This is a genomic window from Flavobacterium sp. GT3P67, assembly GCF_004349155.1.
GTDB lineage: Bacteria > Bacteroidota > Bacteroidia > Flavobacteriales > Flavobacteriaceae > Flavobacterium > Flavobacterium ranwuense.
This window is the reverse complement of record NZ_SMLF01000008.1, coordinates 134315-146756: the sequence shown is the minus strand read 5'-3', so window position 1 is coordinate 146756 and position 12442 is coordinate 134315. Positions and strand designations below refer to the sequence as shown.

Genomic DNA, 12442 nt, shown 5'->3' with positions numbered 1-12442 from the left:
TAATTATTTAATACTAAACATTGAAAAACTGAACACTTAACACTATAGTTTTTTCGCTTCTTCCCAAAATTGGGTTATTTGGAAATAATAGATTTCCAATTCCTATTTGTTAGGAAGACGCTTCGCTTCTTCCCAAAAAACATCCATTTCGGATAAAGTCATATCCATTAAGGGTTTTCCTAACTCTCCAGCTTTACTTTCCAAATATTGAAAGCGTTTAATGAATTTTTTATTGGTGCGTTCCAAAGCATCTTCGGGATTTACATTCAGAAATCGGGCATAATTGATCATCGAAAATAAAACATCGCCAAATTCGGCTTCGATTTTATCCTGATCACCTGCTTCAACCTCAACTTGTAATTCTTCCAATTCTTCTTGAACTTTATCCCAAACCTGATGCGACTCTTCCCAATCAAATCCCACTCCTTTTACTTTATCCTGAATTCGGCTTGCTTTTACTAATGCGGGTAAACTTTTTGGAACGCCTTCCAGAACAGACTTTTTACCTTCTTTCAGTTTCAGTTTTTCCCAGTTTTGTTTTACTTCTTCCTCGTCTTTTACCACCACATCGCTATAAATATGCGGATGACGATGAATTAACTTTTCACAAATTTCATTACAGACGTCAGCCATATCAAAATCGTTCGTCTCGCTTCCTATTTTGGCATAGAAAACAATATGCAATAACAAATCCCCTAATTCTTTTTTGACTTCATTTAAATCGTTGTCTAAAATAGCATCGCCTAATTCGTAGGTTTCTTCAATGGTAAGATGACGCAACGTTTGCATGGTTTGCTTTTTGTCCCAAGGACATTTTTCTCGCAAATCATCCATAACGTCTAATAATCTTTCGAAAGCTTGCAGTTGGTGTTGTCTTGAATTCATTAGAAATGGTTTTTGGTAAAAATAAAAAAATCCTGTCCAGAAAAATAGCTGAACAGGATTAAATATTATTTTAAAGTAGAATTACTCTTTTTTAGCTTTTGCTTTTTTTGCAGGAGCTTTAACTTCGGCTGCAGGAGTTTCTTCAATAACAGCAGCAACTTCTTCAGTAGCCGGAGCCTCATCAGTAACTAACCCTTTTGCCTGTAGCATATTATACCAGTTTAAAACTTTTTTGATATCAGAAGGATACACTCTTTCTTCATCATAATCAGGCAAAACTTCTTTGAAATAAGCCGTCAATGTAGCATTGTCTTCTTTATGTGAAATTGCTGGACCTTTGTTTTCTTTATCAGCAATTTTTTGCATGATTTCAGCTAATGGTTTTTCGCCTTCATAAGTATAAATTGAAATTTCCGACAATAAACTCACATTGCTTTTTAAGTTTACTGTGATTTTTTTTCCGTCTAATAATGATTCTGCAACAAACCCAGTACGTGTTTGCACTCTTAATACATATAAACCTGGTTTCCCAGAAATGGCTAATATTTTTTCTAAATTCATGTTTTGTGTAATTATTATTAAGAATTTGACTTATTTATTTTTTTATTTAGAACCAAAAATCATACCAAGATAAAGCTGTGAAGACTGTTCTATCTTCCTTTTTTACCAAAAAATTTCATTCGATACTCTTGGAATGTTTTTCCTTCCAAAATGTTTTTTAGTTTCTTTTGAATTAATCGTTTTTTTAATGACGAAATTTTATCCGTGAATAAAATTCCTTCTATATGATCGTATTCATGTTGGATTACTCTGGCAATCAATCCGTCGAAAACTTCGGTTTTCATCACAAAATCCTCTTCGCAATATTCAATTGTTATAGTTGGATTTCGATATACATCTTCTCTAACATCCGGAATACTCAAGCAACCTTCATTAAAACTCCACTCTTCTCCTTCTTCTTTTATCATTTTTGCATTGATAAAAGTTCTTTTGAATCCTTTTAATTCTTTTTGTTCAGCGTCTTCTAATTCTTCATCATCGCTAAAAGGAGTTGTATCGATTACGAATAAACGAAGTGCCAATCCTACTTGAGGTGCGGCAAGTCCAACACCATAGGCATTATACATCGTTTCGTACATGTTAGCAATCGTTTCTTTCAAATTAGGTTGCTCTGGTGAAAGAACCTCGCCTACTTTTCTTAAAACTGGATCACCGTATCCTATAATTGGTAAAATCATTATTGTTATATTAAGTATTATCTACTATAAATCGGAATAAGTTTCCCTTTAATTCAGTCTGCAAAAATAGTAAAAAAATAGACAATGAATAATCCTGTATTGATAATTAGTGTTTTTTTACCATTTAGACAAAAACAAGGCAAATTATTCTTTGAATGAGTCACTCAATTCTTACCTTTGCTTGTAATCCAATTGTATGATTTACAAAATCCGAAAATTTACCGACAGTACTTATTTCACCAATGCATTAAAAGTAACAGTCGCAGCAGTTATTCCAGTTGTAGTGCTTTCTTTTTTAGGCAAATTCGAAATAGGTTTTACTATAGCTTTAGGTGCTTTTTTTACCTATCCAAGCGATATTCCAAGTAATCTAAAACATAAAATAAACGGTATTCTGGTAACGGCTTTACTTGTTGCAGGTGTTAATTTGTTAGTGAATATTGTCTATCCCTATTCTATTATTTTCTATCCTTTTTTGGCGGTATTAATTTTTCTGATGGCGATGATTTCTGTCTATGGACAACGAGCAACAATGGTCTCTTTCTCTGCGCTGATTTCTATTTCATTAGCATTTGCAAGTATCAATACCGGTTGGGCAATGCTTCAACATTCTCTTTTAATATTATCCGGAGGGTTATTTTACCTAATGATTTCCCTTGTTTTTCACTATATAAGACCTCATCGCTATGTCGAATTACAAATTGCAGAATGTATTAAACTTACGGCTAAATATTTAAAACTACGAGGTGATTTATGGACGATTAATGCTGATAAAAAAGCAATTATTGAAAAACAATTACACCTTCAGGTAGAACTGAACACCATTCGTCAAAACATAAGAGAAGTATTGATTAGCAGTCATACAACTTCTGGATCTTCCAATCAAAACCGAAAAATGTTAATCGTTTTTATTTCATTGATGGAAATTCTGGAGCTTGCATTAGCTACTTCATTCGACCATGATAAATTGCATCAAAAATTTGACGACCATCCAAAGGTTTTGTTGACGTATCAAAAATTAGCATACAATCTTGCCGCAAGTTTAAAAAAATTGTCCAAAAGCGTACAAAACCGAACTAAATATATTTCTAAACATACTCTACGAGGTGATTTAAATGCTTTACAACTTGCCATTACCGATTATGAAAATGATTTAGGAAAAATTCACGCTTCCGAAGGTGTTTTTATGCTAACCACCATGCTCCAGTATGCTGAAAAACAAGTGGAGAAAATAAAAATTGTAGAGCGCGCTTTTACATTAGCCTTCAATTCACAAGATTTTAAAGAAAAGGACAAAGACTTAGAAAAATTCCTGACGCCTCAATATTATCCTTTGAGCACTTTGATTGAAAATTTCAGTTTCTCTTCCACAATTTTCAGACATTCGCTACGATTAACCATAACATTGTTGATTGGTTTTATCATCGGAAACATACTGCCTTTTCACAATGTCTATTGGATTTTGTTGACTATTATAGTTATTATGCGACCTGGATATGGTTTGACGAAACAGCGTTCTTTTCATCGAATTTTTGGTACTATTATAGGAGGATTAATCGCTTTTGGGATTCTTTCATTAGTACATGACAACATCACAATCAGTATACTTTCTATTTTAAGCATGCTTTTAGGATTTTCATTTACCCAAATAAATTATAAAGTCAGCGCCACATTTGTAACTATGTATGTTGTTTTTATTTACGGGATATTAACTCCTAATATTGGCGATGTAGTTCAATATAGAATACTTGACACCATTGTAGGTTGCACTTTGGCTTTCCTTGCCAATCATTTTTTATGGCCTTCCTGGGAGTTTTTAAATATTCCTTCACACATAGAAAAATCAATTGTTGCAAATCAAAATTACTTAAAAGAAATTTCCGTTTTTTATAATAAAAAAGGGACTATTTCTACTTCGTATCGGTTAGCCCGAAAAAATGCTTTTATCGAAATAGGTAATTTAATGGCTTCTTTCCAAAGAATGGTCCAAGAACCAAAATCGAAACAAAAGCAATTACCACAAGTATATAAATTAGCGGTACTTAATCATTCATTGCTATCGTCATCAGCTTCATTAGGAACGTACATCCAATCGCACAAAACTACGTCTGCTTCTGAAGCGTTTAATGTTGTAGTCGATACTGTCATTAGAAACCTGGATAATGCGATTGCACTTTTGAAAGAAAATGATTTATATCTAAAAGAAAATCTACCAAAAGAAGATTTGGCTATGCGATTTACGGAATTAAAAAATATTCGAGCCAAAGAATTAAAAGAAGGAATTCCTATTGATGAAGAGGCCTTTCAATTGAAAATGCAAGAAGCGCAATTGGTTATAGAGCAATTAATCTGGCTGACTAATCTCTCTGAAAATATTTTAAAAACTACAAAAGAATTAATGGAGTCTTAAAGAAAAAAGCGCTGGAATTAGAAAATATCTAAATCCAGCGCTTTTTATTTTATTTCTAACTTTTCTAATTATTCAGTTTTAAAACAGAGGCAGTATCTTTCCTGATTTGATCCAATAAAGCCGGATTATCATTCAAAGTCTGACCATAAGAAGGAATCATCACTTTTAATTTTTCCTGCCATTCCGGAGTTTCAATTTCATCTTTAAAACATCTTCCTATTAAATCTACCATAATAGAAACTGCGGTTGAAGCACCAGGAGAAGCACCAAGCAAAACAGCTAAAGATCCATCAGCAGTTGTGATTACTTCAGTACCAAACTCTAGTATTCCGCCTTCTTTTTCATCTTTTTTTATCACTTGTACGCGTTGTCCTGCACGTTCTAATTTCCAATCTTTGGATCTTGCACCAGGAACATATTCTCTCAACGCATTAATTCTGTCTTTAGGAGACTGACGCACTTGCTCAATCAAATATTTTGTAAGGGGAATATTTTTAATACCGGCAGCAATCATAGGAATGATATTATCTGGTTTTATAGATAATGGCAAATCAGAATACGAGCCATTTTTTAAAAATCGAGTAGAAAAACCCGCAAAAGGTCCAAAAAGCAGTTGCCTTTCTCCATTTATCATTCGGGAGTCAATATGTGGAACTGACATTGGTGGTGCACCCACACTCGCTTTTCCATATACTTTTGCCTGATGTTTTGCAATCACTTCAGGATTGGTGCATTTAAGCCATTGCCCGCTTACAGGGAAACCGCCATAGCCTTTCCCTTCGGGAACGTTTGCTTTTTCTAGTAGCGGCAAGGAACCACCACCAGCACCAATAAAAACAAATTTAGTATATGTTTTCCTTTTTTGGCCTGTAGCCAAATCAGTAACTTTTATTCTCCAAGATTTATCTTCACGTTGTCTCATTTTTTGGACTTCGTGATTGAAATACATCGTAACTCCATCTAATTTAGTTAAATAACTAAAAATGCTTCTGGTTAATTCTCCAAAATTCACATCGGTACCAATAGCCATTGAAGTTGCTGCTACTTTCACAGATTCGTTTCTGCCTTCCATAACAAGAGGCATCCATTCTTTTAATTTTGCAAAATCAGTACTGAAAACCATTTGCTTAAAAAGAGGATTCGAATTCAAAGCCTCAAATCTTGTTTTAAGGTATTCCACATTTTTTTCTCCCCAAACAAAACTCATGTGAGGGATACTTTTAATAAAATTTTCAGGTGATGAAACTTTATTTTGTTGTACTAAATAGGCCCAAAACTGTCTAGAAACCTCGAAAGATTCCGCAATACTGATTGCTTTTTTTGGGTTGATGCTTCCATCTTCACTTTCTGGAGTATAATTAAGCTCACAAAAAGCAGAATGTCCAGTTCCAGCATTATTCCATGCATCAGAACTTTCGGCAGCAGCCATATCTAATCTTTCGTAAATTTCAATTTTTATATCGGGTTGTAACTCTTTTAGGATTAAGCCAAGGGTGGCGCTCATTATTCCAGCTCCTATAAGAACTACTTCACTTTGCGAACGAACGGTTGTATCGGGCATAACAAAATTTTAAAGTGCAAAGATACTTTATATATGCAGAAAAAATGTAACAAATAATTGTTAAAAAGTAAGGAATTACAAATCTATTTTAGCCATTTGAGTGGCTTTGCAACTGGATTTTTAAAACATCTTTCGAGTTAAATAATCCTGAAGCATTATCGTTGCCGAAATTTCATCAATCAAAGCTTTATTTTGACGCTTTTTTTTGCTAAGACCGCTGTCAATCATCGTTTGAAAAGCCATTTTTGAAGTAAACCGTTCATCAACCCTAATTACTTTCATATCCGGAAAATGATTGGTGAAATGCGTTACAAAACCTTTAATGACAGAAGCGCTTTCTGAGGGCTCTCCATTCATTTGTTTAGGTTCTCCTATAAGAACAGCTTCAACTTTCTCTTTGGAAAAATAGTCCTTCAAAAAAGCAATTGCAGTTGCCGATGGAATGGTTGTCAATCCCGAAGCTATGATTTGCATTTCATCAGTAACGGCTATTCCGGTACGTTTTTGTCCGTAATCTATGGAGAGAATTCTTGGCATTTATAAGGAGTTTTTGTGTTTAATAAAACCGAAGACAGAAACGGAGTTTTCCACCATATCAATATAATAAACAGCAGTATAACCTTTGAAAACATAATCTCTTATATTTTCGTCGTTATAATATCTAGATTTCTTGAAAAGAAAAGGTTGTTTTAAATCTTTTTGAATATTTCGTAATAAATCATTTTTAAACTTTCTAGCTGCGACTGGCTTATCTTTCGAAATATAATAAACCTGACTATTTAATTCAAACAAAAATTCATCCTGAAACTTAATTCTCATACTTAGAAATTGTTTCTTCAAGTATTGCATCTACCTCTTCAAAAGTATAAAATTTTGCAGTTCCATTTTTAATCTTAGCCAAAGCAATATCCAATTTTCTCTTATTTTCATCGAAATCAGTATCTTCCTGAACTATTTTCAATTCATCTGATGAAAACGAACTCAATAACTCCAAAATTTTGGCTTTTATTTTTGGTTGAAATTCTAATCTAATTGTTTCCATGTTAATTGTATTGATTACACAAATATACAAAATTTTAGAGTCCAAAAAAAGTACATTCTTTTTAATTTAGCAATTCACACTCCTAAAAATATATTTGTTGACAACATAACTATTTTAATTTTCCAATTCTTAGCAACAACGGAAAAGTCACTTTCTTATCGCTTTTTTTCCAAGAAATTTTTAAATCATCACGAATCAGATCTAACGGATTACTATCGTTTTTCGAAATATAATGTTGTGTCGCTGACCATGTTTCCAAATATCCTATGAGCTCTTCAAAAGTCCATGTTAGCTTATTTTCGAAAGGATACGTAACAATTTCATTAAATGGAAATGGAATCGTTTTGTAATTTTCATCCAGATACTTTCGCTCCGCATCCCAATACAGCCCAATTATATTGTGATAAAAATTTCGTAGTATTTTATCTGAATCCGAATTTGTGGAAAACAATCCATATCCTAATATCGCAAAGATTCCTTCCGGTTTTAAAATTCTGTAGATTTCTTTATAAAACAAATCAAAATCAAACCAATGTACTGCTTGGGCAACCGTAATTAAATCAAACTCTTGATTCTTGAAAAAGGTGTTTTCTGCAGCCGCTACTTTATAAATTATATTCTCTTTTGGAATGGCATTGTCAAGTTGGTTCTGGCTAATATCAATTCCATAAACCGTTTCGAAAACTTGCGAAAGCTTGTGTGCCACTTGCCCATTTCCGGTTGCAATATCTAGCGCAACTCCCTTATTTTTGACAAATGAAACCAAATAATCAATCATTTCATCTGGATATTGTGGTCGGAATTTAGAATACTGAGCAGCTTGTTTGGAGAAATTATCTTTCATGTACAGATGATTTTCATTTATTCTTCAAATTTACAACATTTGAAAAACATTAAATACGCTGCAAGTTAAATCTGTAACATTTTCAAATCAATTTGCGTTTCTGATTTTAGTTAAAAAACATATCTTTGTCAAAAATCTAACTAAAATGAATCCATTACAAACAATTATAGAACAAGCTTGGGAAAATCGTGCTTTGTTACAAGAAAAGACAACAACTGATGCTATCAGAGAAGTTATCGAATTACTAGATACCGGAAAATTACGTGTTGCCGAGCCAGTTGGTGACGGATGGCAGGTAAACGAATGGGTAAAGAAAGCGGTTGTGATGTATTTCCCTATTCAAAAAATGGAAACATTACATTCTGGTATTTTTGAATATCACGATAAAATGCTGCTAAAAAAAGACTTCGCCGAAAAAGGAATTCGTGTCGTTCCTAACGCAGTAGCACGTTACGGTGCTTATATTTCAAGCGGTGTCATTTTAATGCCAAGTTATGTAAACATTGGTGCTTATGTTGACGAAGGAACGATGGTAGACACTTGGGCAACCGTAGGAAGTTGTGCTCAAATTGGTAAAAACGTACACTTGAGCGGTGGTGTTGGTATCGGTGGTGTTCTGGAACCTTTGCAAGCTGCTCCAGTTATCATTGAAGATGGCGCTTTTATTGGTTCTCGTTGTATTGTTGTTGAAGGTGTTCATGTTGGGAAAGAAGCAGTTCTTGGTGCCAATGTTTGTTTGACTGCATCTACAAAAATCATTGATGTAACCGGTGAAACTCCTATCGAAATGAAAGGTTATGTTCCTGCCCGTTCCGTGGTAATTCCGGGAAGTTATACTAAAACGTTTCCAGCAGGAGATTTTCAAGTACCTTGCGCTTTAATCATTGGAACACGCAAGCCTTCAACAGATTTGAAAACATCATTGAACAATGCTTTACGCGAATATGACGTAGCGGTTTAATCCCTCTTAAAATAAAAAATTATTGTATATTCCTCCCTTAAACGGGAGGTTTTTTATATTATGAAGATACTAGTAATACAACAAAAAATGATTGGTGATGTTTTGGCAAGCAGCATTATATGCAATAATCTTCGCACTGCCTATCCTGAAGCTCAAATTGATTATTTGGTGTATGCATCAACAACTCCTGTTTTAGAAGGCAATCCTAATATTGACAACATTATATTATTTGAGGAAAAACACCGCAAAAGCAAAAAAGAATTCTTGAATTTAGCACTTCAAATCCGAAATGCTAAATATGACATTCTCATAGACGCTTATTCCAAGCTGGAAAGCTGGCTTATTGTTTTTTTAAGTGGTGCCAAAAAGAAAATATCTTATGAGAAGAAAGGACGAAAATTTTTATATACCGATAACATCCCTTATCAGGCTGCTCCAAAAACTAATTTTGGTTTAGCTATAGAAAGGCGACTGTCATTATTAGATCCTTTAAAAATATCAATCCCAATTGATCCGTTACCAAAATTATTTGTGACCAATGAAGAAAATCAAAAAGCTATTGCACTTTTTGAAAAACACCAATTAAAAAAAGATAGAAAAACAGTAATGATTAGCCTTTTGGGAAGTGAAAAACTCAAAACATATCCACTGGAATATATGGCAAAAGTTATTGATACAATAGCCGAAAATAAAGATGTAAATATTCTTTTTAATTATTTTCCAAAGCAAATCAATGATGCAAAAACTGTTTTTGACGCTTGTAAATCTTCAACACAAGCAAAAATTTATTTTGATTTATTAGGCGGCGATTTGAGATCATTTATCGCCATTATGAATCAATGCGATTTGATTGTTGGAAATGACGGTGGAGCAATAAACATGGCCAAAGCACTGAAAAAACCTTCTTTTATTATTTTCTCGCCTTGGATAGAAAAGAAAATTTGGGCAACTTTTGAAGATGGAATTCAAAACGAATCAATCCACTTGAATGACTTCAAACCTGAATTATTCATATCAAAAACGGAGAAAGAACTCAAAAAAGAGGCGCTTACGCTATATCAGGAATTTGATCCGAGTTTATTTAAAGATAAAGTTGATTCTTTCTTAAAACGAAATCTTTCAAATGGCAAAACAAAATAGCGAATCAACACAACTAAATAAATTGCCCCTAACTGCATTAATCATTACCTACAATGAGGAAAGTAACATGGCGTCTGTTCTGGAAAATATAGATTTTGCAGATGAAATTTTGGTTATTGATTCTTTTAGTACAGATCAAACAATAAAAATAGCCTCGTCCTATAAAAACGTAAAAATTATCCAACATCCTTTCGAAAACTATGCTACGCAACGAAATTATGCAACAAACCTGGCCACAAATCCTTGGATTCTTTTTCTTGATGCCGATGAAAGACTTACACTGGAACTGAAGGCAGAAATTATAGAAACTATTCAGAAAAAAGAAAGTCATTCTGCTTATTATTTTTATAGGACTTTCATGTTCGAAAACAAAAAACTACGGTTTAGCGGTTGGCAAACAGATAAGATTTTCAGATTATTTCAAAAAGAAAAAGTACATTATGCTTTACATAAAACAGTACATGAAAAATTAATAGTAACTGGGACAATTGGTAAATTTAAAAACAAACTAATTCACTATTCTTACAGCGATTATTCCAGTTATAAACAAAAAATGGTTCTTTACGGAAATTTAAAAGCAAAAGAAGAATATCTTAAAGGAACAAACCCAAACTTATTCCATTTCTATATTCGTCCCCTATTTAAATTTATTTATCAATATACAATTCGATTGGGTGTTCTAGATGGTAAAAAAGGGATTATAATATGTTATTTGAATGCATTTAGCGTTTATGTACGCTTTAAAGAATTAAAAAAAATGAAATCTAAACATTAAGATTTCCAAAATTTCAATTTCTTTTTCAATCTTTGCTTTTTTGCAAATTTTTCTTGAAATTGATTCGTAGATTCCCACATTTTATCAAAAATCACATTGCTTGATTCAGTGTAATATTTTGCGTATTCATCACTCATTATGGCAATCATTTCCTTTTTTGGCGTAAGCCTGCTTAAGTTTTCCATTCGCTGATTAAAATCCATAGCCTTATGAAAATTCATTCTGTTTAAATCTACTAAGAAGAATTGGTACTGATTCTCAGAAACTTTTTTTATTAACGTATTTCCGGGGGAGTGGTCTAAAAATTCAATTCCTTTTTCATGTAAATCGAAAGAAAATTTAGTGAACTGTCTTAAAATAGCATCATGATCCGGATAACTAGGAATTTCCACTAATTCTCTGAAAGTCAACTCGGTTTCCAGATGCTCACTCGCATAATAACTATCCGTTAATCCAAGCCAATTATAATTTTCAAGAAAAGCAATGGGCTGTGGCGTCCCTATTCCTTTTTCTAGTAAAGCGCTGGCATATTCAAAAGAACGTCTCGCTTTTGACTTTCTAAAATATTTATAAGCCACTTTATTAATTAAATTAGGAATTTTGAAGGATTTGATGTTGATCGTTTTCCCTTCTAATTCAAAAAGTTTTATTTTATTTCTTTTGCCGTCACCAAAAAGAGTTCCTTTAGAGTTAAATTCCCTCATTAAGGAATGAACTTCTTTTGAATTATTTAAGGTTTTAGAAAATTTATATTTTTCGATCATTTCATTTTACTATAAGAAAATTAGTGCTTAGTATTTGTTCAAAATCGGTTTCCAAAAATCAATAACTTTAGGTTTATTAATGCCATGGCATCCGAATGGAAGTTGGTTATTAATTAATTCAAAAGCAATTTTAGGTTTTCGATCTATTGCAAAATGTAAGGCTTCTTTATAATCCGGAATTTTAAAATTTTCATCAAATTCAGATGCTTTTAAAGACCAAAAAACATCCTCTATAGCATGAATTTCTTTTACCTCCGCATTCAAAAACTCAAAAATAAACGGCTCATTCTGTTTCGCAATTGCATAATGCGATGCTGTTCTACGCAATGAAAAACCGCCATTTCCAACTTTAAAAAAAATTTGTTCACGATTGTTTTTCTTTTTAGATCTGAACTTTCTTGCTAATTTATTAAAATACTTCAACCAAATAGTATTTTCCAGAGTAGCAATCCATGGAGCCCCTATATAATCATATCCTTTTTGACACCATTCTTCCAGCTCATCTTTAAAAACAAAAGCATCTAATTGATAAATTAATATATACTCTGAATCCAAAAAACGTTCATAAAATGTGGTTGACAATAGCAATTCATTATATCCCTCAATATTTTCAAAATAGCGTTTTGGAAAACTTTCAACAACAATTTTATCAAATTTTTCGGTAATGTAAGAATTGTCTAGATCTTCAGGTTGAACCAAAACAATTTCATAATTTTTAAGGACTTTAACACATTGCAAGAAGGATTTCTCTTCAAGTTCTCCAAAAAAAGATTTATATATAGGGATGACAACTTTTACTGAATTTTTCATTTTATTGTATTA

General features: G+C 32.7%; 14 protein-coding genes. 4 read left to right on the top strand and 10 right to left on the bottom strand.

The window, feature by feature from the left end:
* Window positions 1–102: 102 nt before the first annotated feature.
* From mazG to def, 3 genes are all read right to left on the bottom strand, one after another.
* Window positions 103–885, bottom strand: a complete 783-nt coding sequence (gene mazG / locus E0H99_RS13370) for a nucleoside triphosphate pyrophosphohydrolase (RefSeq protein WP_131996445.1) — start codon at window positions 883–885, stop codon at window positions 103–105.
* Between the two features lie 81 nt (window positions 886–966).
* Window positions 967–1446: a DUF5606 domain-containing protein gene (locus E0H99_RS13365; RefSeq protein ID WP_131996442.1), complete on the bottom strand. Its 480-nt coding sequence runs from the start codon at window positions 1444–1446 to the stop codon at window positions 967–969.
* An 89-nt stretch (window positions 1447–1535) separates the two neighbouring features.
* On the bottom strand, window positions 1536–2123 hold the full coding sequence (gene def, locus E0H99_RS13360) for a peptide deformylase (protein ID WP_131996439.1): 588 nt from the start codon (window positions 2121–2123) through the stop codon (window positions 1536–1538).
* 196 nt (window positions 2124–2319) lie between these two features.
* On the opposite strand from def, the gene E0H99_RS13355 reads away from it, so the two are divergent.
* The gene (locus tag E0H99_RS13355) at window positions 2320–4533 is read left to right on the top strand and encodes an FUSC family protein (protein ID WP_131996436.1); all 2214 of its coding nucleotides are present in this window, start codon (window positions 2320–2322) and stop codon (window positions 4531–4533) included.
* A 64-nt stretch (window positions 4534–4597) separates the two neighbouring features.
* On the opposite strand, the gene E0H99_RS13350 is transcribed toward E0H99_RS13355, so the two are convergent.
* The 5 genes from E0H99_RS13350 to E0H99_RS13330 all read right to left on the bottom strand — a co-directional run bounded on the left by E0H99_RS13350 (window position 4598) and on the right by E0H99_RS13330 (window position 7980).
* Window positions 4598–6094 carry a malate:quinone oxidoreductase gene (locus E0H99_RS13350; RefSeq protein WP_131996433.1) on the bottom strand — a complete coding sequence of 499 codons (1497 nt, stop codon included), beginning with the start codon at window positions 6092–6094 and terminating at the stop codon, window positions 4598–4600.
* 120 nt (window positions 6095–6214) lie between these two features.
* Entirely contained in the window at window positions 6215–6631 is a 417-nt protein-coding gene (gene ruvX, locus E0H99_RS13345) for a Holliday junction resolvase RuvX (RefSeq protein ID WP_131996430.1), read from the bottom strand.
* Window positions 6632–6913 carry a type II toxin-antitoxin system RelE/ParE family toxin gene (locus E0H99_RS13340; RefSeq protein ID WP_131996427.1) on the bottom strand — a complete coding sequence of 94 codons (282 nt, stop codon included), beginning with the start codon at window positions 6911–6913 and terminating at the stop codon, window positions 6632–6634.
* The gene (locus tag E0H99_RS13335) at window positions 6903–7136 is read right to left on the bottom strand and encodes a hypothetical protein (RefSeq protein ID WP_131996424.1); all 234 of its coding nucleotides are present in this window, start codon (window positions 7134–7136) and stop codon (window positions 6903–6905) included. The genes E0H99_RS13340 and E0H99_RS13335 overlap by 11 nt, the downstream gene beginning before the upstream one ends.
* Before the next feature lie 109 nt (window positions 7137–7245).
* Window positions 7246–7980 (bottom strand): class I SAM-dependent methyltransferase, encoded by a 735-nt coding sequence (locus E0H99_RS13330; protein WP_131996421.1) that lies wholly within the window; start codon window positions 7978–7980, stop codon window positions 7246–7248.
* A 145-nt stretch (window positions 7981–8125) separates the two neighbouring features.
* Between E0H99_RS13330 and E0H99_RS13325 the strand changes: the two genes are divergently transcribed.
* From E0H99_RS13325 to E0H99_RS13315, 3 genes are read left to right on the top strand one after another with little or no spacing between them, the layout of a single operon-like run.
* Window positions 8126–8941 carry a 2,3,4,5-tetrahydropyridine-2,6-dicarboxylate N-succinyltransferase gene (locus E0H99_RS13325; protein WP_131996418.1) on the top strand — a complete coding sequence of 272 codons (816 nt, stop codon included), beginning with the start codon at window positions 8126–8128 and terminating at the stop codon, window positions 8939–8941.
* Window positions 8942–9001: 60 nt separating this feature from the next.
* A complete protein-coding gene (locus tag E0H99_RS13320) occupies window positions 9002–10081 on the top strand; it encodes a glycosyltransferase family 9 protein (protein ID WP_131996415.1) in 1080 nt (359 codons plus the stop codon).
* Entirely contained in the window at window positions 10065–10856 is a 792-nt protein-coding gene (locus E0H99_RS13315) for a glycosyltransferase family 2 protein (protein WP_131996412.1), read from the top strand. The genes E0H99_RS13320 and E0H99_RS13315 overlap by 17 nt, the downstream gene beginning before the upstream one ends.
* On the opposite strand, the gene E0H99_RS13310 is transcribed toward E0H99_RS13315, so the two are convergent.
* Both E0H99_RS13310 and E0H99_RS13305 read right to left on the bottom strand, forming a co-directional pair.
* A complete protein-coding gene (locus E0H99_RS13310) occupies window positions 10853–11620 on the bottom strand; it encodes a lipopolysaccharide kinase InaA family protein (RefSeq protein WP_131996409.1) in 768 nt (255 codons plus the stop codon). The two genes, E0H99_RS13315 and E0H99_RS13310, sit on opposite strands and share 4 nt — an antisense overlap.
* A 27-nt stretch (window positions 11621–11647) precedes the next feature.
* On the bottom strand, window positions 11648–12430 hold the full coding sequence (locus E0H99_RS13305; RefSeq protein WP_131996406.1) for a DUF5672 family protein: 783 nt from the start codon (window positions 12428–12430) through the stop codon (window positions 11648–11650).
* Between the last annotated feature and the right edge of the window lie 12 nt (window positions 12431–12442).

Coding starts and splice junctions, on each gene's coding strand:
- E0H99_RS13305 (WP_131996406.1), bottom strand. CDS start 12,430: ATGAAAAATTCAGTAAAAGTTGTCATCCCTATATATAAATCTTTTTTT.
- E0H99_RS13320 (WP_131996415.1), top strand. CDS start 9,002: ATGAAGATACTAGTAATACAACAAAAAATGATTGGTGATGTTTTGGCA.
- E0H99_RS13335 (WP_131996424.1), bottom strand. CDS start 7,136: ATGGAAACAATTAGATTAGAATTTCAACCAAAAATAAAAGCCAAAATT.
- def (WP_131996439.1), bottom strand. CDS start 2,123: ATGATTTTACCAATTATAGGATACGGTGATCCAGTTTTAAGAAAAGTA.
- E0H99_RS13315 (WP_131996412.1), top strand. CDS start 10,065: ATGGCAAAACAAAATAGCGAATCAACACAACTAAATAAATTGCCCCTA.
- E0H99_RS13330 (WP_131996421.1), bottom strand. CDS start 7,980: ATGAAAGATAATTTCTCCAAACAAGCTGCTCAGTATTCTAAATTCCGA.
- E0H99_RS13340 (WP_131996427.1), bottom strand. CDS start 6,913: ATGAGAATTAAGTTTCAGGATGAATTTTTGTTTGAATTAAATAGTCAG.
- ruvX (WP_131996430.1), bottom strand. CDS start 6,631: ATGCCAAGAATTCTCTCCATAGATTACGGACAAAAACGTACCGGAATA.
- E0H99_RS13365 (WP_131996442.1), bottom strand. CDS start 1,446: ATGAATTTAGAAAAAATATTAGCCATTTCTGGGAAACCAGGTTTATAT.
- mazG (WP_131996445.1), bottom strand. CDS start 885: ATGAATTCAAGACAACACCAACTGCAAGCTTTCGAAAGATTATTAGAC.
- E0H99_RS13350 (WP_131996433.1), bottom strand. CDS start 6,094: ATGCCCGATACAACCGTTCGTTCGCAAAGTGAAGTAGTTCTTATAGGA.
- E0H99_RS13325 (WP_131996418.1), top strand. CDS start 8,126: ATGAATCCATTACAAACAATTATAGAACAAGCTTGGGAAAATCGTGCT.
- E0H99_RS13355 (WP_131996436.1), top strand. CDS start 2,320: ATGATTTACAAAATCCGAAAATTTACCGACAGTACTTATTTCACCAAT.
- E0H99_RS13310 (WP_131996409.1), bottom strand. CDS start 11,620: ATGATCGAAAAATATAAATTTTCTAAAACCTTAAATAATTCAAAAGAA.